This is a genomic window from Streptomyces sp. NPDC087906 (genome assembly GCF_055584925.1).
In genome coordinates, this window is record NZ_JBVJLC010000016.1 from 91198 (window position 1) to 114289 (window position 23092).

23 protein-coding genes are annotated in these 23092 nt (G+C 69.8%); 19 read left to right on the forward strand and 4 right to left on the reverse strand.

The features are described from left to right. Nucleotides 1-8 precede the first annotated feature (8 nt). The 6 genes from ACZ63I_RS32345 to ACZ63I_RS32370 all read left to right on the forward strand — a co-directional run bounded on the left by ACZ63I_RS32345 (nt 9) and on the right by ACZ63I_RS32370 (nt 6397). Entirely contained in the window at nt 9-539 is a 531-nt protein-coding gene (locus ACZ63I_RS32345) for a GNAT family N-acetyltransferase (RefSeq protein ID WP_469342880.1), read from the forward strand. Nucleotides 540-592: 53 nt separating this feature from the next. After that, nucleotides 593-889: a DUF4229 domain-containing protein gene (locus ACZ63I_RS32350; RefSeq protein ID WP_469342881.1), complete on the forward strand. Its 297-nt coding sequence runs from the start codon at nt 593-595 to the stop codon at nt 887-889. Nucleotides 890-1319: 430 nt separating this feature from the next. Further along, nucleotides 1320-2714 (forward strand): dicarboxylate/amino acid:cation symporter, encoded by a 1395-nt coding sequence (locus ACZ63I_RS32355; protein WP_469342882.1) that lies wholly within the window; start codon nt 1320-1322, stop codon nt 2712-2714. 117 nt (nt 2715-2831) lie between these two features. Beyond that, a complete protein-coding gene (locus ACZ63I_RS32360) occupies nt 2832-3629 on the forward strand; it encodes an HAD-IIB family hydrolase (RefSeq protein WP_469342883.1) in 798 nt (265 codons plus the stop codon). Nucleotides 3630-3697: 68 nt separating this feature from the next. Then, nucleotides 3698-4312, forward strand: a complete 615-nt coding sequence (locus ACZ63I_RS32365) for a TetR/AcrR family transcriptional regulator (protein WP_469342884.1) — start codon at nt 3698-3700, stop codon at nt 4310-4312. A 162-nt stretch (nt 4313-4474) separates the two neighbouring features. Beyond that, the gene (locus ACZ63I_RS32370) at nt 4475-6397 is read left to right on the forward strand and encodes an AMP-dependent synthetase/ligase (RefSeq protein WP_469342885.1); all 1923 of its coding nucleotides are present in this window, start codon (nt 4475-4477) and stop codon (nt 6395-6397) included. 110 nt (nt 6398-6507) lie between these two features. Here the strand turns inward: ACZ63I_RS32370 and ACZ63I_RS32375 are convergent, their stop codons facing one another. Further along, complete coding sequence (locus ACZ63I_RS32375; RefSeq protein WP_017948713.1) at nt 6508-6711, reverse strand: cold-shock protein; 204 nt, start codon at nt 6709-6711, stop codon at nt 6508-6510. A gap of 385 nt (nt 6712-7096) precedes the next feature. Between ACZ63I_RS32375 and ACZ63I_RS32380 the strand changes: the two genes are divergently transcribed. The 5 genes from ACZ63I_RS32380 to ACZ63I_RS32400 all read left to right on the forward strand — a co-directional run bounded on the left by ACZ63I_RS32380 (nt 7097) and on the right by ACZ63I_RS32400 (nt 12472). After that, nucleotides 7097-7909: a menaquinone biosynthetic enzyme MqnA/MqnD family protein gene (locus ACZ63I_RS32380; protein WP_469342938.1), complete on the forward strand. Its 813-nt coding sequence runs from the start codon at nt 7097-7099 to the stop codon at nt 7907-7909. Nucleotides 7910-8024: 115 nt separating this feature from the next. Further along, on the forward strand, nt 8025-9893 hold the full coding sequence (locus ACZ63I_RS32385; protein WP_469342887.1) for a serine/threonine-protein kinase: 1869 nt from the start codon (nt 8025-8027) through the stop codon (nt 9891-9893). Between the two features lie 79 nt (nt 9894-9972). Beyond that, complete coding sequence (mqnC, locus tag ACZ63I_RS32390; protein WP_041985958.1) at nt 9973-11187, forward strand: cyclic dehypoxanthinyl futalosine synthase; 1215 nt, start codon at nt 9973-9975, stop codon at nt 11185-11187. Between the two features lie 7 nt (nt 11188-11194). Beyond that, nucleotides 11195-11737 (forward strand): imidazolonepropionase-like domain-containing protein, encoded by a 543-nt coding sequence (locus ACZ63I_RS32395; protein WP_469342889.1) that lies wholly within the window; start codon nt 11195-11197, stop codon nt 11735-11737. A gap of 42 nt (nt 11738-11779) precedes the next feature. Next, nucleotides 11780-12472, forward strand: a complete 693-nt coding sequence (locus ACZ63I_RS32400; RefSeq protein WP_469342890.1) for a demethylmenaquinone methyltransferase — start codon at nt 11780-11782, stop codon at nt 12470-12472. Nucleotides 12473-12485: 13 nt separating this feature from the next. Here ACZ63I_RS32400 and ACZ63I_RS32405 read toward each other — a convergent pair whose 3' ends face one another. After that, nucleotides 12486-13016 (reverse strand): GNAT family N-acetyltransferase, encoded by a 531-nt coding sequence (locus ACZ63I_RS32405; protein WP_469342939.1) that lies wholly within the window; start codon nt 13014-13016, stop codon nt 12486-12488. A gap of 107 nt (nt 13017-13123) precedes the next feature. On the opposite strand from ACZ63I_RS32405, the gene ACZ63I_RS32410 reads away from it, so the two are divergent. Then, entirely contained in the window at nt 13124-14407 is a 1284-nt protein-coding gene (locus ACZ63I_RS32410) for a geranylgeranyl reductase family protein (protein WP_469342891.1), read from the forward strand. A gap of 165 nt (nt 14408-14572) precedes the next feature. Here ACZ63I_RS32410 and ACZ63I_RS32415 read toward each other — a convergent pair whose 3' ends face one another. Then, nucleotides 14573-15247, reverse strand: a complete 675-nt coding sequence (locus tag ACZ63I_RS32415; protein ID WP_469342940.1) for an HAD family hydrolase — start codon at nt 15245-15247, stop codon at nt 14573-14575. Nucleotides 15248-15353: 106 nt separating this feature from the next. Between ACZ63I_RS32415 and ACZ63I_RS32420 the strand changes: the two genes are divergently transcribed. The 6 genes from ACZ63I_RS32420 (at nt 15354) to ACZ63I_RS32445 (ending at nt 20955) form a co-directional block, all read left to right on the forward strand. Further along, entirely contained in the window at nt 15354-16565 is a 1212-nt protein-coding gene (locus ACZ63I_RS32420; protein ID WP_469342892.1) for a helix-turn-helix domain-containing protein, read from the forward strand. Between the two features lie 482 nt (nt 16566-17047). Beyond that, a complete protein-coding gene (locus ACZ63I_RS32425) occupies nt 17048-17617 on the forward strand; it encodes an ATP-binding protein (RefSeq protein ID WP_469342893.1) in 570 nt (189 codons plus the stop codon). 375 nt (nt 17618-17992) lie between these two features. After that, complete coding sequence (locus ACZ63I_RS32430) at nt 17993-19015, forward strand: radical SAM protein (protein ID WP_469342894.1); 1023 nt, start codon at nt 17993-17995, stop codon at nt 19013-19015. After that, on the forward strand, nt 19012-19650 hold the full coding sequence (locus ACZ63I_RS32435; RefSeq protein WP_469342895.1) for a dTMP kinase: 639 nt from the start codon (nt 19012-19014) through the stop codon (nt 19648-19650). Before ACZ63I_RS32430 ends, ACZ63I_RS32435 begins: the two co-directional genes overlap by 4 nt. A 13-nt stretch (nt 19651-19663) precedes the next feature. Beyond that, the gene (locus tag ACZ63I_RS32440) at nt 19664-20161 is read left to right on the forward strand and encodes a hypothetical protein (RefSeq protein ID WP_469342896.1); all 498 of its coding nucleotides are present in this window, start codon (nt 19664-19666) and stop codon (nt 20159-20161) included. After that, nucleotides 20158-20955, forward strand: a complete 798-nt coding sequence (locus ACZ63I_RS32445) for an STM4013/SEN3800 family hydrolase (RefSeq protein WP_469342897.1) — start codon at nt 20158-20160, stop codon at nt 20953-20955. Before ACZ63I_RS32440 ends, ACZ63I_RS32445 begins: the two co-directional genes overlap by 4 nt. Before the next feature lie 232 nt (nt 20956-21187). Here ACZ63I_RS32445 and ACZ63I_RS32450 read toward each other — a convergent pair whose 3' ends face one another. Further along, nucleotides 21188-22015 (reverse strand): C40 family peptidase, encoded by an 828-nt coding sequence (locus ACZ63I_RS32450; protein WP_469342899.1) that lies wholly within the window; start codon nt 22013-22015, stop codon nt 21188-21190. A gap of 705 nt (nt 22016-22720) precedes the next feature. Between ACZ63I_RS32450 and ACZ63I_RS32455 the strand changes: the two genes are divergently transcribed. Next, a complete protein-coding gene (locus tag ACZ63I_RS32455) occupies nt 22721-23080 on the forward strand; it encodes an NADH-quinone oxidoreductase subunit A (RefSeq protein ID WP_030379754.1) in 360 nt (119 codons plus the stop codon). The last annotated feature ends 12 nt before the right edge of the window (nt 23081-23092 follow it).

Genomic DNA, 23092 nt, shown 5'->3' on the forward strand with positions numbered 1-23092 from the left:
GTACGGCAGTGGCGCTCACCTTCCGCCTCGACCCCGGGGTCGACGCCCAGCTCAGGGACGGCCTGCTGGCCCTGTGGACCGACGTGTCGAACGCCGACGGGGCCGTCGGCTTCGTCCCGCCGGTCACCACCGAGGACGTCCGGCCCGAGCTGGTCAGGCACTTCGTGGCGATGGCGGAGGGCCGCGCCCGCCTCCTCGTCGGGTTCGACGAGGAGGGCGGCGTCGCAGCCGCCGTCTTCCTCACGTACAACACCCACCGCCTGATGCGGCATTGGATATGGCTCTACACCGTGATGGTGCACCCCGACCATCAGGGCAAGGGGTACGGCCGCGAGCTGATGGCGGCCGCCGCCGACGCGGCGAGCGGGTTCGACGGCATCGAGGCGATCCGGCTCACCTGCCGCGGCGGCACCGGCGTCGACCGCTTCTACGCGTCCTGCGGCTACAAGGAAATGGGCCGGGTGCCCGGCGCGATCCGGGTCGCCCCAGGTGACGACAGGGACGACATCACGATGCTGCTCCCCCTGAATCCGGGCTGAACCGGCCGTGCTTCACTGTTCAGGAGGAACCGGAGAATGAGAGAAGGCCCGTCGTGTCCCTAGCGAAGCCGAACGCCACCGTCCGCTACACCGGCATGCGCATCGCCATCTTCATGGGCTGCCTGGTCCTCTCGGCCGCGCTGGTCCACGTCGGCGTGCTGCCCAAGGGCCTCGGGGACTCCAACGTCATCTGGGTGCTGCTGCTCGCGCTCGTCCTCTCCGCCCCGCTGAGCTTCGTCCTGCTGCGCAAGCAGCGCGACGAGATGTCCGTCCAGCTCTCGGGCCGGGTGGAGAGCGTGAAGGCCAAGCTGGAGGCCAACAGGACGCAGGAGGACGGCGTCGCCGAGTAAGCGCCGCGTAAGCTTCCTCACATCGACGCAGCACCCCGGCTCAGGGGCCGTTCCCCCGTGAGCCGGGGTGTTGTCTTGTGTCCAGGGGGAGTTGGGCGGTCAAGGGGTCCGTTCCCGCCCCCGCCCAGGCCCGCCGGACCGCCGCAGCCTCAAAGTAACGCTTTGAGCAGCTCAAAGCGCCGGTGTTAACGTCCTCGACATGAAGACAGCAGTGCGCCTCCGCCACGACATGAGCGTCCCGCTCGTGGCGCGCCTGCATGTCGATCTCTGCCGCTGCATGTCCGCGGTCTGTTGCCGCGCCGTCTGACCCGGCATCAGCAGCGGCGCCTTCCCGAACAGCTCAGCCACGCTCAGCAGCGCGCGGGCGCCGCACCCCCGTCCCCCTCGACGAACCGCGTCCCGCCCTGCCGGGACGCGCCACGACTGGAGTGTGTCCGTGCCCGCGAATTCCGCGCCCACCGGATCCCCGGCGCCGGCCGAATCCCCGGCCCCCGCCGGAACCACCGGATCCACCGGGTCCACCGGCTTCCGCATACCGAAGGTCCCGTTCTGGGTCCAGATCGTCGCCGGCCTCGTGCTCGGTGTGCTGCTCGGCTGGCTCGCCCGCAGCCAGCACATCCACTGGCTCTACACCACGCTGGACGAGATCGGCAGCCTCTTCGTACAGCTCCTGAAGCTGGCCGTGGGACCGCTGGTCTTCTTCGCGATCCTGATCTCGATCACCAACCTCCGCAAGGTCAACAACGCGGCCAGGCTGGCCACCCGCACCCTGCTCTGGTTCATGATCACGTCACTGATCGCCGTCGCCATCGGCCTCGCGATCGGTCTGATCACCAACCCGGGCTCGGGCACGGGCCTCACCCCGAAGGACGGCAAGCTCCCGCAGCACACGGGTTCCTGGATCGACTTCCTCACCGGCATCGTGCCGACCGACGTCGTCACCCCGTTCACCGAGCTGAACGTCCTGCAGATCGTCTTCATGGCGGCCGTCGCCGGTATCGCCGCGCTCAAGCTCGGTGAGCGGGCCAAGCCGATCCTCACCATCAGCGAGGCCGTGCTCGAACTGCTACAGAAGGCCCTGTGGTGGGTCATCCGGCTCGCCCCGCTCGGCACCATCGGGCTGATCGGCTTCGCCATCGCCGACTACGGCTGGGACCTGATCAGCCAGTACGCGACCTTCACCGCCGACGTCTACGTCGGCTGCGCGCTGGTGCTCTTCGGCGTCTACCCGCTGCTGCTCGCCACCGTCGCCAAGGTCAACCCGATCCAGTTCTACAAGGGCGCCTGGCCCGCGATCCAGCTCGCCTTCGTCTCCCGCTCGTCCGTCGGCACGATGCCGGTCACCCAGAAGGTCACCGAGCGCCTCGGCGTGCCGAAGGAGTACACCTCCTTCGCCGTGCCGTTCGGCGCGACGACGAAGATGGACGGCTGCGCCGCGATCTACCCGGCGCTCGCCGCGATCTTCATCGCGCAGATCTTCGACGTGCACCTCGGCGTCCAGGACTACCTGCTGATCGCGTTCGTCTCGGTCGTCGGCTCGGCGGCGACGGCCGGTCTCACCGGCGCGACCGTCATGCTGACGCTGACCCTCTCCACGCTGGGCCTCCCGCTGGAGGGCGTGGGCCTGCTGCTGGCGATCGACCCGATCCTGGACATGATGCGGACAGCGACGAACGTCGCCGGCCAGATCGTGGCCCCGCTGATCGTGGCCGCGCGGGAGAACATCCTCGACCGCGCGGCATACGACTCGGCGACGTCCCTGAACCCGGACGAGAACCCCGAGGAGAACGCGGCCGAGGACCGGCGCGTCCCCGTCGCCGCCTGACCGTACGCCCCCGCGCGGGGGCGCCGGCGCCGCACGTGCCCCCCGAGCCCATGCCCGGGGGGCACGATATCGTGGGGCCCCGCATCGGACGGATGCACGGAACACATGAGGTGAATCGTGGGACTTGCTCCGCGCGTCGTCGCTTTCGACCTGGACGACACTCTCGCTCTTTCGAAGACGAAGATCACGCCCCGGATAGCAAAGTGCCTCGAAGCGCTTCTTTCGGAAAAAGAAGTCTGCGTCATTTCCGGTGGCCGGTACGAGCAGTTCAAGAACCAGGTCCTGGACGAGCTGCCGCTCACGCCCGAGCTGGCCGGCCGGCTGCATCTCATGCCCACCTGCGGCACGCGCTACCTCCGCTGGGAATCGGGCGGCTGGCAGGACATCTACGCCGAGAACCTCAAGCCGGAGCAGACGGAACTCGCCGTCACCGTACTGACCGAGGGTGCCCGCTCGCTGGGCCTGTGGGAGTCGGAGACCTGGGGAGACGTGATCGAGGACCGCGGCAGCCAGGTCACCTTCTCGGCCCTCGGCCAGCAGGCGCCGCCGGAGGCGAAGGCCGCCTGGGATCCGGACGGTACCCGCAAGGAGAGCCTGCGCGCGTACGCGGCCGCCCGGCTCCCTGAGCTGGAGGTGCGCAGCGGGGGCAGTACGTCGATCGATGTGACACGAAAAGGCATCGACAAGTCGTACGGAATGCGGAAGCTGATGGAACATCTCGGCCTGGAAATCCAGGACGTGCTCTTCATCGGCGACCGGCTCGACGCGGGCGGAAACGACTTCCCGGTGCGCGCGATGGGTGTGTCCTGCATTTCGGTGACCGGCTGGGAAGAGACAGCGGACTGTATCGACTGGCTTCTCGGCGCGAATCCGGAATTGCCTGAACCGGCCGTAATGGCGCCCCTGCACGCTTAGTCGGGGGCGTCATGGCTGCGGGGGACGGTCGGAGCAAGCGGTTGCCGCGGGCGGTGCGGGAGCGGCAGATGATGGACGCCGCCGTGGTGACGTTCGGGCGGCTCGGCTACCGGGCCGCTTCGATGGACGGCATAGCCGAGCTGGCGGGGGTCTCGAAGCCGCTGGTGTACCTGTATCTCCACTCCAAGGAAGACCTGTTCATCGCGTGCATCCGGCGTGAGGCGCGGGCGCTGCTCGACGCGGTGGAGGCGGCCGTCGAGCCGGGCTGGGCGGCCGACCGGCAGCTCTGGGCGGGGCTCACCGCGTTCTTCGGCTACACCGCCGAGCACCCCGAGGGCTGGGCCGTCCTGCACCGCCAGGCCCGCACCAACGGGGAGCCGTTCGCGGCCGAGGCCGGCAGGACCCGGGACGAACTGGCCGCCTACGTCGCGGGATTGCTCGGCGAAGCGGCCCGCGACCCGCACGGCCCCGACGACTTCGGCGAGCGGGACATCGCCGGGCTCGCCCAAGCGCTCGTAGGCGCGGCCGAATCGCTCGCCGCCTGGGCCAACGAGACCCCGGAGGTGACGGCGAAGGAAGCGGCGTCGACGCTGATGAACTTCGCCTGGGCGGGGCTCGGCAGGCTGCTGGCCGGCGAACGCTGGTCGCCGTCGCAGCAGCCGGCCGCCGGCAGTGGAGGGTGACCGCAGCCAAGACCCGCGTGCCCCCGCTGCGGTGACGGGCGCCGGGATGTGGTGATCTCGAACGTCTTTGGGCCTGGTGGCCATGGGGAGTTGACCCGGGGCGGGCTGTTCCGGTCCCATGGCCCGGTCGTCCCACCTCACCCCCCACACGAGGAGCCGCCCGTGTCCTTCGCCGCGTCCGCCGACGCCCTGTCCGTACCCCAGGCCGGGCCCCAGAAGCTGCGGGACGAGGACGGGGAGGTGCGGGAGGTGTCCGTACCGGCGCTCGTCCCGCTCTCGCCGGGCGGTTCGCTCGCCGACATCCCCTTCGACAACGCCGAGGCCGCCCCCGACCAGCCCGTCCTCAGCAGGAAGGGCCCCGACGGCAAATGGCGTGACGTCACGTCGGCCGCGTTCGCCGACGAGGTGCGCGCCGTCGCCAAGGGGCTGATCGCCGAAGGGCTCCAGCCGGGCGACCGGCTCGCGATCATGGCGCGTACGACGTACGAGTGGACGCTCCTCGACTTCGCCGCGCTCGCCGCCGGGCTGGTCACCGTACCCATCTACCCCACCGCTTCCGCCTTCCAGGCCCGCTGGATCCTCCAGGACTCCGGAGCCGCCGCCTGCGTCGTCGAGGACAGCCAGCAGGCCTGGCTGATCCGCCAGGAGGGCCAGCAGATAGCCCGGCTCACGCACTGGTGGCAGCTCGACACCGGCGCCGTCGACACGCTGCGCGAGGCCGGCGCGCATGTGCCGGACGAGGCCGTCACCGAACGCCGCGCCGCGCTGACTCCCGCGTCCGTCGCGACCCTCAGCTACACGTCGGGGACCACGGGCCGCCCCAAGGGCTGCGCCCTGACCCACGGCAACTTCTTCGCCGAGATCGACAACGCCATCGAGCTGCTCCACCCCGTCTTCAAGACGGTCAGCAAGGAGCCCGCGTCGATCCTGCTGTTCCTGCCGCTCTCGCACGTCTTCGGGCGGATGGTCTCGATCGGCTGCCTGCGGGCCCGGGTACGGCTCGGCCACGCGCCGTCCATCAAGTCCGACGATCTGCTCGCCGACCTGGCCGGCTTCCGGCCGACCTTCCTGCTGGCCATCCCGTACGTGCTGGAGAAGGTCTACAACACCGCCCGCGCCACGGCGGAACGCATCGGCCGCGCCTCGTCCTTCGACCGCGCCGCGCGCATCGCCCGGCGCTACGGCGAGGACCTGGAGGCGGCGGAGAACGGCACGGGCCCCGGCCCCTCGACCGCCCTGCGCGCGGCCCGCACGCTGTACGACCCGCTGGTGTACCGGCGGATCCGCGCCGCGCTCGGCGGCAAGGTGAAGTACGCGATCTGCGGCGGCTCCCCGCTCGGCCGCCGCCTCGCCTCGTTCTACGCGGGCGTCGGCATCGAGATCTTCGAGGGCTACGGTCTGACGGAGACCACGGCCGCCGCGACCGTCACCCCGCCGCGCAGCCCCCGGATGGGCACCGTCGGCTGGCCGCTGCCGGGCACGGCGGTACGGATCGCCGACGACGGCGAGGTCCTGCTGAGCGGCGGCAACGTGTTCGCCGGCTACTGGGACGCCGAGCTGGGCGAGGCGGTGCCGGCGACGGAGCGGGACGAGACGGGACGGTCGTGGTTCGCGACGGGCGACCTGGGCGCGCTGGACCCCGACGGGTATCTGACGATCACCGGCCGCAAGAAGGACGTGATCATCACGCTCGGCGGCAAGACCGTGGCGCCGGCCCCGCTGGAGGACTGGCTGCGCGCGCATCCGCTGATCAGCCAGTGCCTGGTGGTGGGCGACAACCGGCCCTTCGTGACGGCGCTGGTCACGCTGGAGCCCGAAGGGCTCGCCCACTGGGGCCAGATGACGCGCAAGCCGAACATCTCACGCGAGGTGCTGGCCGACGACGACGAACTGCGCGGCATCCTCCAGCGCGCGGTCGTGGAGGCCAACCGGCTGGTGTCGCGGGCGGAGTCGATCCGCCGCTTCCGCATCCTGACCGTCGACTTCACCGAGGAGAGCGGGCATCTGACGCCGTCGCTCAAACTCAGGCGGGCCCAGATCGAGACGGACTTCGCTTCGGACATCAAGGCCCTGTACGAGCCGTGACCGCGCCGTTGGCGCACAGGCAGGGGCCCCGCTTCCCCACCCGAGTGGAGGAAACAGGGCCCCTTGGGTACTGCTGCTCAGTGATCTGCGATCGCCGCCGACCCGGGCAACTAGGCCGGGGTGACGTTCTCCGCCTGGGGGCCCTTCGGGCCCTGTGTGACGTCGAAGTTCACGACCTGGTTCTCCTCAAGGGAGCGGAAGCCGGTCGCGTTGATCGCGGAGTAGTGGACGAAGACATCCGGGCCGCCGCCGTCCTGGGCGATGAAGCCGAAGCCCTTTTCAGCGTTGAACCACTTGACGGTTCCGGTAGCCATAAGCCCTCCTTGGGCCAAAGGGTTGCCCTGCTCCAGAACCTGCAAAGAAGTCTGAATACTACAAAAGCCTGCGGTTACATGCTCCGCAGGCTCTGTACTGCAAGGGAAACCAAACTGCAACTTGCGAGCGAGCCTAGCACGCACTCCACGCACAGCGGTAGAGGGAAAGATCACGTCTCCGCGAGGTGTCACCGGAGGTTTGACGCGCTCCTGACGTGCTGACGAACCGCCCCCCGGGGCTGCCCGCGCCCGGTCGCGGGTTTAGCCTCACGATGTGGACAGTCCAGTAGAAAACGCAGCAGGAGAAGCGGCGTCACAAGCAGCGCCGGAAGCCGCCGGGACCGCCGGAGCCGACCACAGTCGAAACCGGCCGCGTGTCGGTCATATCCAGTTCCTGAACTGCATGCCCATCTATTGGGGGCTTGCCAGGACCGGAACCCTTCTTGATCTGGAGCTGACGAAGGACACCCCGGAGAAGCTCAACGACCAGCTCGTACGCGGCGACCTCGATATCTCGCCGATCAGCCTTGTGGAATTCCTCCGCAATGCGGACGACCTCGTCGCTTTCCCCGATGTGGCCGTCGGCTGCGACGGCCCCGTGATGTCCTGCGTGATCGTCTCGCAGGTGCCGCTCGACCAGCTCGACGGCTCCCGGGTCGCGCTCGGCTCCACGTCCCGTACGGCCGTACGCCTCGCCCAACTGCTGCTCGCCGAGCAGCACCACGTGACCCCCGACTACTACCGGTGCCCGCCGGACCTGGGCCTGATGATGCAGGAGGCCGAGGCCGCCGTACTGATCGGCGACGCGGCGCTGCGGGCCTCCCTGCACGACGCCCCGCGGCTCGGCCTGCAGGTCCACGACCTCGGGCAGATGTGGAAGGACTGGACGGGACTGCCGTTCGTCTTCGCCGTGTGGGCCGCGCGCAAGGACTTCCTGGCCCGCGAGCCCCGGGTCACCCGGCAGGTGCACGAGGCGTTCCTCAACTCGCGTGACGTCTCCCTGCGGGAGGTCGACCAGGTGGCCAAGCAGGCGGCGCGCTGGGAGGCGTTCGACGCGGAGCTGCTGGAGCGGTACTTCCGGACGCTGGACTTCCGCTTCGGCGCCGAGCAGCTCGCCGGCGTACGGGAGTTCGCCCGCAGGACGGGAGCGACGACGGGTTACCCGTCCGACGTGCACATCGAACTGCTCGGAAGCTGAGCGGGACACCGGCCGGACTCCGCACAGACCCTGAATGAACCCCTCCGTGTCACGACGAGCCCGTTAGGCTGCTTCGTGCACGCAGGATCGCGGTGACACCGGGGGGTCGGGGGCCATGCAGCCGTTGGATGCGGGCGAGCCACGGACCATCGGTCCCTACCGGCTGCTCGGCAGGCTCGGGGCCGGCGGGATGGGACGCGTCTATCTGGCGCGCTCCGAGGGGGGCCGCACGGTCGCGGTGAAGGTCGTCCATCCGCACTTCGCGATGGACGAGGAGTTCCGCGCCCGCTTCCGGCGCGAGGTGGATTCCGCGCGCCGGGTCGGTACGGGCCCCGGCGGTCACCGCTGGTCGGCGCCGGTGCTCGACGCCGACCCGGAGGCCGCCGTGCCGTGGGTGGCCACCGGCTATGTCGCCGGGCCCTCGCTGACCCAGGCGGTGCAGGGGCACGGGCCGCTGCCCGCGCAGACCGTACGGGCCCTCGGCGCCGGGCTGGCCGAGGCGCTCGCCGGCGTCCACGCGCTCGGTCTCGTGCACCGGGACGTCAAACCCTCGAACGTGCTGCTCGCCCTCGACGGACCCCGGCTGATCGACTTCGGCATCGCGCGCGCCACCGACGGCACCGCCTCGCTCACCTCGACCGGCGTCTCCGTCGGCTCGCCCGGCTACATGTCGCCCGAGCAGATACTCGGCAAGGGGGTCACCGGCGCGGCCGACGTGTTCTCGCTCGGTGCCGTGCTCGCGTACGGGGCGACGGGCGCGAGCCCGTTCCCCGGCGACTCGTCGGCCGCGCTGCTCTACCGGGTGGTCCACGAGGAGCCGGATCTGAGCGCCCTGACCGGCGAGGGCCTCGCCGGTCTGCGGGAGACCGTCGCACGCTGCCTCGCCAAGGACCCGGCGGCCCGCCCCGCGCCCCAGGAGGTCGCCGCGCTGCTCGCCCCGCAGGGCGCGGCGGGCGCCGTGGCGGCCGGCTGGCTGCCGGGGCCGCTGGTCGAAGAAGTCAGCCGCGCGGTCGTCCAACTGCTGGACCTGGAGCCGTCGGCGCCCGCGCCGACCGGGCTCGTACCGTTCACCAACGACTCGCTCCAGGGCCCTGGCCAGGGGACGGGCAACGGCTCGGGCAACGGAACGGGCAACGGCTCGGGGGGTTTCGGTACGGCGCCGCCGCTCGGGGTGTTCGGTGACCCGGTGGAGCCGGTGCCGGACCCGCGGCGGCCCGACCGGGCGGTGTCGTTCTCCTTCGAAGCCGGGGCAGGGGCCGGCACCCGTACCAACGGCCAGGGCCCGCACGGCGCGACGCCCGCCCCCGCCGCCGCCCGCCCCCGGCGCAGGGTCAGTTGCACGGTGGCGCTCGCCGTCGCGGGCGCCTTGGCCGCTGTCATGGTCGGCGGCGGCTTCCTGGCCGGGATCATGCCGGGCCAGGGCGACGACAGGGACACCACGGCGGACCACGGCAGCGTCGGCGGCGGACAGAAGACGTCCGAACCGGCGGCCACCGGGGGGCCGTCGGCCCCGGGCGGCCCGGCGCCCTCGCCGGGCGACTCCGGCCCGGCAGGCTCGGCCGGCCCCTCGACCTCGCCCGATCCGGCCGAGACCCCCGCGCCCACCGGCGGGTCCGAACTGCCCAAGACGTTCGTCGGCACGTGGTCGGGCCCCACCGTCGAGAGCGGCGGCCTGCCGCACGGCGACTACCTCGTCAAGTTCAGCAAGGGCGCGGTGGGCACGGATGTGGCCCGTACGACCAGCAGCTTCTCCCTGCTCGGCACGACGGTGCACTGCTACGGCATCGGCAAGCTCGTCTCCGCGACGGACACGCTGCTGCGCGTCGACGAGCGCCCCGACCCCGACCGCCCCGGCGACGCCGACCTGTGCACCAGCTCGGCCGCCGCCCCGCTCACCTTCACCCTCACCCGCGCGGGCAGCCTGCGCTACGAGTCGAAGGAAGAGGCGGCCGGCAACCCGAGCGGCACGTTGACCAGGCAGTGAGCCCCGTGCCCCGGCGGCAGGGGCACCCTGGCGTACGCTGGATCGGACCTCGCACCCCCCTTGGGAAGGACCCGCGCCAGTGACCGAGAAGGCCGCCCTCACGCCCGTGGAAGTCACTGGAGTCCTCGACCGCGCCGCCGCAGGCGGGCGCATCACGCCCGAGGAAGCGCTCGACCTCTACCGCTCGGCGCCGCTGCACGCGCTGGGCTCGGCCGCCGACGCCGTGCGCCGCCGCCGCTACGCCGGTACGGAGCACATCGCGACGTACATCATCGAGCGCAACATCAACTACACCAACCTGTGCGTGACGGCGTGCAAGTTCTGCGCGTTCTACGCGGCGCCCAAGGACACCGAGAAGGGCTGGACCCGCGACCTCGACGACATCCTGCGCCGCTGCGCGGAAACCGTCGAACTCGGCGGCACGCAGATCATGTTCCAGGGCGGCCACCACCCGGACTTCGGTGTCGAGTACTACGAGGAGCACTTCTCCGCGATCAAGAAGGCGTTCCCGCAGCTCGTCATCCACTCCCTCGGCGCCTCCGAGATCGAGCACATGGCCCGGATCTCGGGTGTCTCCGCCGAAGAGGCGATCAGCCGGATCCACGCGGCGGGGCTCGACTCCTTCGCGGGCGCCGGCGCCGAGCTGCTGCCCGCCCGGCCGCGCACGGCCATCGCGCCGCTCAAGGAGTCCGGCGAGCGCTGGCTGGAGATCATGGAGACCGCGCACGGCCTCGGTGTCGAGTCGACGTCCACGATGCTGATGGGCACGGGCGAGACCAACGCCGAGCGGATCGAGCACCTGCGGATGATCCGCGACGTGCAGGACCGGACGGGCGGCTTCCGCGCGTTCATCCCGTACACCTACCAGCCCGAGAACAACCACCTGAAGGGCCAGACGCAGGCCACGCTCTTCGAGTACCTGCGGATGATCGCCATCGCCCGGATCTTCCTCGACAACGTGGCCCATATCCAGGGCTCCTGGCTGACCACGGGCAAGGAGGTCGGCCAGCTCTCCCTGCACTACGGCGCCGACGACCTCGGCTCGATCATGCTGGAGGAGAACGTCGTCTCGTCGGCGGGCGCCAAGCACCGCTCCAACCGCCTGGAGATCATCGACCTGATCCGCAAGGCGGGCCGGGTGCCGGCGCAGCGCGCCACGACGTACGAGCACATCGTCGTGCACGACGACCCGGCGAACGACCCGGTCGACGCGCGGGTGGTCTCGCACATCTCGTCCACGGCGATCGAGGGCGGTACGGCGCACCCCGAGCTGAAGCTGCTCAGCGCCAACTGAGCCGCGCGTGCTGACGATCCATCACCCGTGGGGCGGGCTGCGTGCCGAAGGGGACGGGCCTGTCACCCCGGGACGGGCGGTCGTCATCGACGGCGGACGCGTCGCGGCGCTCGGGCCGTACGAAGAACTGCTCGCCCGGTACGGGGAGCGGGCCCGGGTCCGGGAGTGGCAGGGCGTGCTGGGCCCCGGGCGGTACGAGCCCGACGGTGCGGCCCTGCTGGAGGCGGCCTACTGGCCCGACCCGCGCGAGGCGGCCGACCTCGGCGCCGAGCCGCTGACCGGCGCCGCGCTCGGCGCGCTGGAGATGACGGACGCCCGCTGGGGCGCGAGCGCGCGCCGTGGCGTGCAGCGGCTGCTGGCGCGCGGGGTGACGGCGCTCGCGGGCCCGTTCGCCCGCGCCTCGGTCCGCACGGCGGTGGAGCGCTCAGGCCTGCGCGCCTCGGCGGAGCCGCTGGCCGTCGGCGCTGACGCCGACTTCGCGGTCTTCGCCGACGACGACGGCTGTCTGGTCACGGCGCTCGGCGGACGCCTGGTGTTCCGCCGCGCGTAGGGCGCGCCGTACGCGCGGGGCCGAGGCTGCTTGAATGAGCGGGTGACCCGAGCATCCCTGGACAAGCAGCCGCACGAAGTCGCCTCGATGTTCGACGACGTGGCGGCCAAGTACGACCTCACCAACGACGTGCTCTCGCTCGGCCAGGCCCGGCTGTGGCGCAAGGAGGTCGCGAAGGCGGTCGACGCGCGCCCCGCCGAGAAGGTCCTCGACCTGGCAGCGGGCACCGCCACCTCCTCGCAGCCCTTCGCGGCGACCGGCGCCTACGTGGTGCCGTGCGACTTCTCGCAGGGCATGCTGCGGGAGGGCAAGAACCGCCACCCCTGGATGCCGTTCACGGCCGGGGACGCGACGAAGCTGCCCTTCGCCGACGAGGTCTTCGACGCGGTGACGATCTCCTTCGGACTGCGCAACGTCCAGGACACGGATCGCGCGCTGAGCGAGCTGTTCCGGGTGACGAAGCCCGGCGGCCGTGTCGTCATCTGCGAGTTCTCCCATCCGACCTGGGCGCCGTTCAGGACGGTCTACGAGGAGTACCTGATGCGCGCGCTGCCGCCGACGGCGCGCGCCGTGTCCTCCAACCCCGACGCGTACGTCTACCTCGCCGAGTCGATCCGCGACTGGCCGGACCAGCCGGCGCTGGCGGCGAAGCTCCAGCGGGCCGGCTGGTCGAAGGTGGCGTGGCGGAATCTGACGGGCGGTGTGGTGGCGCTGCACAGGGGCGTACGCGCCTGATCCGGCCGGTGCCTCACAGCTTCAGCCGGAAGCACAGCGCCAGCACCTCCTCGGTCTCGCCGCCCTGCCGCCGCCTGCTGAACGGGTACGTCTCGGCCGGTGTCATCCCCAGCCGCCGGGTCACCGCTATGGAGCGCTCGTTGCGGGAGTTGACCATCGCGACGACCTCGCCGACCCCGGCGGCCCGCACCCGGTCCAGGGTCTGCCGGGCGGCGGCCGTGACGTAGCCGTGGCCCCAGGCGGCCCTGGCCAGCCGCCAGCCGATCTCGATCTCGCCGACCGGGCCCTCGGTCTCGTGCGGCCATGGCTGGGCGCCGGTGAAGCCGATGACCTCGCCGTCGTCGTCCAGGACGCTCCAGAGGCAGAAGCCGCGCTCCGCGTCGTGCCGCCGCTGGCGCGCGGTCAGCTCCTCGTACACCGACAACTCGGCGGGGGCGCCGCCGTGGAACTCCATCACGTCGGGGTCGGCGAAGATCCGGTGCCAGACGAGCGCGTCCTCCTCGGTGGGGACGCGCAGCCGTACGGCGGGCACCGGCCGGGTCATGTCGTTCACGATGGCGGCCCTTCAACTGTTGGATCAGTACGCACCCATAGACTGCACACGTCCAGTGCCGTCCGGTACGCCATTTCCAGTCTTCGGGAGAACCCGCTGTGACCGAGCCCCTCTCCGAGAACACCGCAGATGTGATCGTCGTCGGTGCGGGCCCGGCCGGCTCGACCACCGCGTACTACCTCGCCAAGGCCGGACTCGACGTCCTGCTGCTGGAGAAGACGGCGTTCCCGCGCGAGAAGGTCTGCGGCGACGGACTCACCCCGCGCGCCACGAAGCAGTTGGTGTCCATGGGCATCGACATCTCCGAAGAGGCCGGCTGGCTGCGCAACAAGGGCCTGCGGATCATCGGCGGCGGTGTGCGGCTCCAGCTCGACTGGCCGGACCTCGCCACGTACCCGGACTACGGACTCGTCCGCAAGCGCGACGACTTCGACGAGCAGTTGGCCCGCCAGGCGCAGAAGGCCGGCGCCCGGCTGTACGAGCGGTGCAACGTGGGCGCCCCGATCCTCGACGAGCGCACGGGCCACATCACCGGCGTCAACGCGAAGCTCGGTGAGGAGAAGACCCCGGCCACCTTCCACGCGCCGCTCGTGGTCGCCGCCGACGGCAACTCGACCCGGCTGTCGCTCGCGATGGGCCTGCACCGCCGCGAGGACCGCCCGATGGGCGTCGCCGTCCGCACGTACTTCACCTCGCCGCGCCACGACGACGACTACCTGGAGTCCTGGCTGGAGCTGTGGGACCGGCGCGGCGCCCAGGACCGGCTGCTGCCCGGCTACGGCTGGATCTTCGGCATGGGCGACGGCACGTCCAACGTGGGCCTCGGCATCCTCGACTCCTCCGCCGCCTTCCGCGAGCTGGACTGGCGCGAGGTGCTGAAGGCGTGGTGCGCCTCGATGCCGGCGGACTGGGGCTACGTCCCGGAGAACATGACGATGCCGATCCGCGGCGCCGCCCTCCCGATGGCCTTCAACCGCCAGCCGCACTACACGAAGGGCCTGCTGCTGGTCGGCGACGCGGGCGGCCTGATCAACCCGTTCAACGGCGAGGGCATCGCCTACGCGATGGAGTCGGGCCAGATCGCCGCCGACGTGATGGTCCAGGCGGCCTCGCGCCAGACGGCAGCCCAGCGCGAACTGGCCCTCCAGCGCTACCCGAAGGTCCTCAAGGACACCTACGGCGGCTACTACACCCTGGGCCGCGCCTTCGTGAAGCTCATCGGCAACCCCAAGATCATGAAGATCGCGGCCCAACGCGGCCTGACCCACCCGATGCTGATGCGCTTCACCCTGAAGATGCTGGCGAACCTGACGGACCCGACGGGCGGCGACGCGATGGACCGCATCATCAACGGCCTGACAAAGGTGGCCCCGAAAGCCTGACCCGCTGTTCCGCCGTACGCGGAAAGGCCCCCGTCGGGACGCCGTGCTCGCCGTCCAGTGATCTGCGAGTGTGGGAGCTTCCGCCCGGCCGGTCGTCGAAAACTTCCGCCCGCTGCCCGCCCCCCCACGACTCTTGGGGGTGGGCGGCTCCAGCCGCGTGCCGCGCTACATGAGGCCCGTGACGAGTTTGACGAGGAGGCTGACATCGGTCAGGTCGTCGAGGACGACGTCGGCTCCAGCGGCACGCAGATCGGCTGCGGAGCTTCGGCCTGTTGCGACGGCGATAACCCGAACGCCGTTCCCCCGCCCGCCTTCGACGTCCGCCGAGGTGTCGCCGATCAGTACCGCATCTGTCGCCGTGGCGGAGGAACGGGCGAGAGCGAGGCCGACGAGAGCGGGCCGGAGATCCGCGTCCTCCCCGTACGCGCCGGCATCCCAATCGATATGTGTGTCGAGACCGAAGACGCCCAGCTTGATCTCCGCCACTGGGCGGACGTTGCCCGTCACCACGGTCTGCCGGACGTGCGCCGCTGCGAGGGCGTCAAGGGCAGATGCCGCCCCGGGCAGCGCGGACCCGCGCTCTCTCAACTTCGCGGCGTGTCGCATGTGCTGCTCGGTGAGAGCTTGCGCGAACCGCTCGAAGTCGCTCCGGTCCGTGGAGATGCCGTGCATCGTCGCGGTCTCGCGGAAGATTACGGCCTCGGTGATGCCGTCGATCTTCGCTTGGTCCCGCATGGGCTGACCGGTCACCTGCTCGAAGGCCGCAGCGGACAGTTCGCGCCCGACGCCGCGTGACTCGACAAGTGTGTGGTCGATATCCCACAAAACCAAGTGAGGCATACGTGACGCCCCTCCCCAAATTTTGATCACAATCATTGCCCAGATAGTTGCGGAAGTCCCCCCGTACCGGAGAAGTCCGCCCTACGCTGACGTAACGGGAGGGCGGATGGCGCAAACACCGAAGCTTCCTATCGGGGCACGGATCAGGCACTACCGGAAGAAGAACGGTAACCGACCGCTGGCAGCCGTCGCCGGGCTGTGCTCGATCTCCGAGCGGTACCTCTCGATGATCGAGAACGGGAAACGCACCCCGTCGCCCAAACTGCTCGTGCAGATCGCTGCCGAGCTCGACGTGCCGGTGGCAGCGCTCCTGTCCGACGATCCGGCTGCGAAGACCCCGCTGTCCCTGACGACTGCGCCGGAAGTCGCCAGGGCCCTCATGGGATACGGCTCCACCCCTTCGGCCCCCGCCATCGGACCGGCCGAACTGCGGGAGCGAGTTGAAGGAGCATGGCGGGCCTGGCAGACCAGCGCGGAGCGGTTCACCGAGATCGAGCTCCTGCTGCCGGAGCTCATCGCGGACATGGAGCACTCTGTGCGGGCGCACCGCACGTCGAGCGACGCGACAGCTCGACGTGACGTGCTTCGCGCGGCGTCCGACCTCTACGGCCTCTTGCGTTCCTATTGCCGTCGGTCTGGCCGTCTCGACCTCTCCCTCATGGTCGCGGACCGTGCCCGCCGAGCCGCAGAGGACGCGGACGACCCGATCCGGCTCGCGGCCGCGCACTGGAACCTGGGGCACTGTCTCCTGTCTCAGCCGGGCGGCACCCAGGAAGCGGACGAGGTGGCGCGCCTCGCCGTCGACGAACTCCGGGCCGTCCCAGAGAGCACTGACAGAGCGGCGATGCAAGGAGCGTTGGAACTCGTCCGCGTCGTCGCCGACGCGCAGAGCAAGAAGTGGTGGGACGCCCGCGAGCGCCTGCACAAGAAGGCGACCCCGCTCGGCGAGACGGCCGGGGACTCCAACACCATGTGGACCGTCTTCGGCCCGACCAACATTCACCTGCATGCCCTGAGCATCGAAATGCTTGCGGGACACAGCGCCGAAGGGCTGCGTCTGGCCGACGGGGTTGACATCTCCCGCCTCCCCAGCCGGGAACGGCAGTTCACCTTCACCCTCGACCTGGCCCGCTGCTACGACCTCCGCAGGGACGACGCGGCTGTTCTCGTTCACCTCCTGGACCTGGAGAAGCTGAGCGGCGAGGACATGGCCCGCAGCTCTCTCGCGGTCGACTTGGTGACCGGCCTGCTCCACCGGGTGCGTCCCACCTACCGGCGTCAGGTGTCCAGCCTCGCCGACCGCCTCGGCATCACCTGAACAACCCGAACCGAGGGTTCCCCCGAACTCTCAGTTCGGGTCGTCGGCCCGGAAACGCCATAGTTTCCTCCTCGTCGCAGTCGCCGACGAGATGAGACCCAAGTGATGACAGTGCCGCCGCCCATCCTCCTGCGCCCCAAGAGGGACGCGTTGGCCTCACCGTGGTGGGTCGTGCCTCTCGACGGCACGGGGTTGCTCTGTTCGCCCAGCCGTTTGCGTGGGGTCGTCGGCGCTTCGCGTCTGGGGCCTCGAAGGGACCGTCCACCGCAGCGGGTTGCGGCGACTCATGCCGGAGTACCTGCCTCGTGTGTACGCCCCCGCCGACCGGCACCTCCTGCGGCGGGTCGAGGACGGTTCGCGGCGGTTGACGTGTGCGCTTCGCCGGCCGAGCAGCGCGAGGACGCTCGCCGACGGGGAGGCGTGCCAACCGTTGAGGAATGTAACCACGAACCGCGGTCCCACCCGCACAAGGAAGGAAGAACATGACCGAGCGATCCCATCCACCGGCCATGGATCCTGTGATTCGCTCGGGTGCCCAGTCAGTAGCGGGCGACTCTGGGTCGGTGCAGGTGGGTCAGCCGCCCAGCGAACATGGCCCGCGCGGCGAAGGCGGCCCGCTCATGATCACGGAGCAACTGACTGAAGGCAGCCGGCCGCTCATCGTGAAGCGCTGGCCGAGCAGCAGCCGGTCAGTGGCAAGAGCCCGGCATCTGTTACTCCGGCACCTGGACGCATGGCACCTCACCGACCTTGAGGCCGAGCTGGTCCTCTCCGAGCTGATCACCAACGCGGTGGTGCATGCGCGTGTCCCCGGGCGGCTGATCGAGACACGGTTCGAGCGCCTGCCGGACGGGGTGCGGATCGAGGTGCACGACGCCGACGACACCAAGCCGCAGCTCCGGACGGCGGATGACAGCGAATCCGGGCGCGGCCTCATCCTGGTGGACGCGCTCACCGCCGGCCGGTGGGGAGTCAGCGCCCGGATGGGGGTGGGCAAGGCCGTGTGGGCTGTCTGTATGGCTGACAGCGACAAGCCGGATAGCGGGCACTAAGACTCCCGACCGGCGGTGTTTCCGGCCGCTTTCCCCGTGTGTGTCTCCACCAGCGGAGCCGTGACGCCTGCGACGTGCCGGTTCTATGGCTCGGGCCGGTCCACAGGCAGATACAGGGCGACGCCCCGTTCTGCTGCTGCCAACCATGCATCCGGCGCTTTGAAGCGCTGGTGAATGAGTACAAAAGATGTCGGATCCAGATCGAGTGATGGCCATCTACTCCGCCCAGGTCGTGCCGACACCACGTCGTCGGCCGGAGCGTGGGCTCCAACAACCAGCTTGGCTCTGATCCCTGGGCCCGTTCGTAATGAGGAAGGACCAACCGGCCTGTCCTGATTCCATCGCGCGCCATCATCCGCACCTTTCGGAGGCAACGTGCACCAGACCGCGAGTCCAGTCGCGCCTAGGGTCGACTGGACTGCCCTGCAGAACTTCGCACTGCTGCGCGGACAGTTACGGGTATCGCTGACCCCTCGCTGCAACATCAAGTGCTGGTTCTGCCACAACGAGGGCGACGTACCCCCGCCCTTCACCCACCTGAACCGAGACGCCCAACCGCGGGCACGGGAACTCGCCGCAGACAACTATCTGAGCATCATCGGCGGCATGGTGGACGCCGGCCTGCGGCGTGTGTACTTCACCGGCGGTGAGCCGCTGGCATCTCCCCTCGCGCAGCCCGTGCTGACACGGCTTCCACAGGCCGGGCCCGACGCCTCGTACACGCTCATCACGAACGGCACGCTCGTGCGGGCCAATCAGGATTGGCTCGCGCGGACCCGGCTCGACAAGGTCAAGATCAGCCTGCACTACTTCTCGGACGAGTCGCTCCGGACGATCGCGCATACCCGGATCGGAATCAAGGCGGTCCTCGACGGCATCGAGGCGGCGCGGGAGTTGTTCGACAGGGTGGAGCTGAACGCGCTGCTCCAGCGGGAGAACGCACACGAGGTTCGCCAGATCCTCCATTTCGCCCTCGCCCGTCGGATGCCGGTGCAGTTCATCGAACTGGTCGACACCGACTTCAACGACGGCCGGCAGAGTTCCGCTGTTCCGGCGCAGAGCATCGTCGACTACCTGCGGTCGATCGCTCAGGACGAGCAGATCGAGATCGTCGGCGTCGGCCAGGGGCGGCGGGTCTTCCGGGTCGACGGCGTCGAGATCGACGTCATCCAGAAGGGTCTGGGGCGCCATCACGTCGGGCAGTGCGGTCCGTGTCCCAAGCGGAGCCAGTGCGTTGAAGGGTTCTGGGCGCTGCGCCTGGATCACGCCGGCGGGGTCCAACCCTGCCTCCTGCGGGACGATCTGCGCCTCGACGTCCTGCCGCTCTTGTCCAACCCGGAGACCATCCCGGCTGCCGTTGCGGGCCACGTAAACGCTTTCACCGAGGGGACGCTATGAGCAGCGAACTGTCCGGTCCGTACGAGCCCGCACCGATTGATCGGCGGTGGCCGTTCATCGTGGTCGAGGGGGTGTCGGGCGTCGGGAAGTCCACGCTGACCCGGAAGGTCGCCGACAAGCTCGGCGCCACCACCCTGCATACGCTGCCCGAGCCGATGACCCGGCTGTCGTCCGCGATCAACTCCGAGACCCGGGCGTTGCCACAGTTCGCGTTCTACCTCTCCGGCGCGCTCCACGCTTCGGACAGGGTGGCCGACGGGCTGACGCGGGGACCGGTTGTCGCTGACCGGTACCTGTCGTCTGTGATCGCCTGCCACGCTGCCGTGAACAGGGTGGACCTGAGCCGGACTCGCCGTCTCGCCGCCCCGTTCCTCCCGTACTTCGCCCTCCCCGACGTGACGTTCTACCTGCTGTGTTCGGTGGACACTCTGCGCGAACGGATGGAGGTCAAGGCGGACCTGAAGGAGGACGACACGTCCCTTCTCAGCACCCCGGGCCGGCTCGAACGGCTACTGGCCAACTTCGCCGCCATGGCTGAGGAAGACCCGTCGGCGGTCCTTCTGCAAACGGACGGGCAGACCCCCGATGAACTGGCGGCAACGGTCCTGAGCAGTCTGGGGGCCGTCCATGCTTAACCCCATCGACACCGTGACGGTCATCCGCGACGGCCGCGCCCAGGGCGCGTTTCCGGGCGAGATCCACCCAGGCGTCGGCTGGTGGATCGCCTCGTGCTTCGTCGTCGTCGGAAAACTGGGCAGTCTCGTGCTCGCCCACGACGGAGACCCGACGAGCCGTGAGTTCGCCGACCGGTTCGGGCAGGGGGCGACCCACGCGCAGCACTATGCCTGCCAGATCGCCGACATCGGTACGGCGAGCGAGCAGACCCTGCTGACTGCGGCGGCCGAGCTCGGCGGCGTCCCGGCAGCGCTGATCTCAACTGCTCGCGGCGAAGCCCGCGAAGCCGGTGACGCGCTGGTGACGATCCGGCTGTACGGGACGAACGGTGCCCCGGTCGTGGACGAGGTGTGGGACGACATCCGATCCATGATCGACCGCGAGCGCGTGCCGATCCCCGTGAACTACTCGTCGCAGGGGAAGGTCCATGATCGCCGCGATCTTGCGACGGGACAGGCGGCCGCGGCGTGATCGACGCGAGGCGGATCATCACCGAGGGCCACAGCATCCTGTTCGCGACGCTGGACTCCCTGCGGTACGACGTCGCGCGGGCCACCTTGGCGACGGGCGCCACGCCGCACCTTGCCCAGTGGTTACCGGATGGCCGCTGGGAGGACCGACGGACCCCCGGCACCTTCACCCTGCCCGCGCACATGGCCTTCTTCAGCGGGTTCCTGCCGAAGCTCCCACAGCCCGTGCAGCCGCCACGCCTGTGGGAGTGCCGCCCGCCGGCGGTCAAGACGCCGCACCCGTCGACGTTCGTATTCGACGCCCCGGACTTGCTGACCGGGCTGCTCCAGCACGGCTACCACACCGTGTGCGTGGGCGGCGTGACGTACTTCTCGCGGGAGACGCCGCTCGGGTCGGTCCTGCCGAACATGTTCCAGGAAGATCACTGGCGCCCTGAGTTCGGCTCTCCGGAGCGCCACTCGACCCAACACCAGGTCGACCTGGCCCTTGAGATCATCGGCCGACATGAACGGCACCCTCTGTTTTTGTTCGTCAACGTCTCGGCCACGCACGTCCCGCACGGCCACTACATCGGCAACAGCGGCGACTCGTGGGAGTCGCAGGCCGCCGCGCTGGAGTACGCGGACGAGCACCTGGGCCGCCTCCTCGCCGAGTTGGACCAGCGCGGCCCCTGGCTCGTCATCATGTGCGCCGACCACGGCGACGCATTCGGCGATGACGGCTACCACGGCCGGGGGATTGCGCACCCGGCAGTCTGGTCGGTGCCGTACGCGGCGCTGACCGTCGGCGACTGACAGGGCGCTGCCAGGCCGGCGGGTTGCTGTGTTCCGCTAGCCGGTGAGCCCGCTGCGGCGGGGGCCTGGTGCCGAACGGGACGCTGTTGGTCAAGAAGCCGTTCCTCTGTCGATCACATCGCGCTCAAGGTCGATAGAGCAACGGCTTCTCAGGAGCCGACGTGACGCGCGAAAGGCCCGCACCCCCCGTCGGGTGCGGGCCTTTCGCGTACGTGTCAGTTGCGTGGATGCCTCAGAGGACGCGGACCGCGCCCGACGGCGGGTCCCAGTCCAGGGACTTCTCCACCACTCCCGTGCTCGGGTTCTGCGCGCCGACGAACTGGCCGCCGCCCACGTAGATCCCCGTGTGGTACGCGTTGCCCGCGCCGCCCCAGTAGAGGATGTCGCCCGGCTGGAGGTTGCTCAGCGAGACCTGGGTGCCGGCCGTCGACTGCGCGCCCGAGACGCGGGGGAGGTCGACGCCGACCGAGCGGTACGCGGCCTGGACCAGGCCCGAGCAGTCCCAGGCGTTGGGGCCCGTGGAGCCCATCACGTACGCGTCGCCGAGCTGCGACTTGGCGAAGGCGACCACGGCGCCGGCCGAGCCGGTGGCCGTGGAGGCGCTGTACGAGGCCGTGTCGGACGTGGAGGCCGCTGTGGTGGTCGCGGTGAGGGTGGTGCGTTCCGTGGTGCGAGAGGCGCGCTCGGCGGCCTTCGCGCGGGCGGCCTTCTCCGCCTTCTCCGCCTTCTTCTTCGCCTCGGCCTTGCGCTCGGCCTCGGCGTGCGCCTTCTTGGCGGCCTGCGCCGCCTTGGTGGCTGCCGCGTCCTCCTGGGCCTGAAGTTCCAGGGTGAGCGCGATCTGCTGGGTGGCTTCGGCGGACTGTGCCGCGCTGCTCGCCAACCCGGTGGTGAGGGTGGGGATCTCGATGGTCTGGGTCACCGGCTCGGCGTTCGCCGGGCCGGCAGCACCTGCCACCGCGATGGTGCTGAGGACGCCACCGGCAACTCCGGCACGGAGCGCGGTTCTCGACGCACTCTGGCGGGGCTTCCGGTGGCTTCGTATGAGAGCGGTGTGGGACATGGGACAACCCGTATCAGGGGTTCCCGGGTTGCCGTCAAGCAAGGTGTGTTGCGCCACAGTTACGTTCGGAATCTGTGAATCCGCTTATTCGGGGCCTTTATTGACGCCGTAACGGGCAAAACGGGCAGTCGTGATCACGGGCATGATCACGGCCTTTCAGCTAAACGCCCGAATTGCCCGCCGCCTACCATCCCTTCACACCGTTGGCCAAGCCCCGCTTTTCCGCCATCTTCGCGACGTGGTACAGGTCACACCGCCGACGGTCGCGGGTGGGAATTGTCCGGACCCGTCGCTCGTGAAAGCGCGCACGTGTCCACCTCGCTCCGCGCGACCCCCTCGACCGGGTGAGCGCGAGCGCCGTATCACCCAAAAGCCGTCCATCGCCAATTTGCCTGTATCGAGCACCGCTTGATAGAGGCAGGCGGCCGCGACCAGCGGCAACGCCGGTTGATGTGACGTCGGGTGACCGTTCGGGCGCCTCACGTGGGACGGCTTCCGCTCATCCGACTTCATGATCCTCGGCCGGGTGGTGGAGATCACAAAGCCCTTGTCGCACCCCGTGTCGCAGATCACAGACCACCAGGCATAGGATGCGGGGCAGCCGGGCTTGTGAACTGCCTCACATGTAAGCGATCTTCGTGGGGTGGCGAGCGAAAGGCCCGCTGCGGTCCATCGGTCAAGGACGACTGGAAGGAGCTGAGGAGCGTGAATGCCTACGCGCCCATCCTCGTGCTCGGCGCCCTCGGAGCTGGGTTTGCGATCTTCTCCGTGGTGATGGCCACGCTTATCGGCCCAAAACGGTACAACCGGGCGAAACTTGAAGCGTACGAGTGCGGGATCGAACCGACGCCGACCCCGGCCGGGGGCGGTCGCTTCCCCATCAAGTACTACCTGACGGCGATGCTCTTCATCGTCTTCGACATCGAGATCGTCTTCCTTTACCCCTGGGCGGTCACTTTCGACTCCCTGGGGATTTTCGGGCTCGTGGAGATGCTGCTCTTCGTGCTCACCGTCTTCGTCGCCTACGCGTATGTGTGGCGGCGCGGCGGTCTGGAATGGGACTAGAGGGGCTGAGGG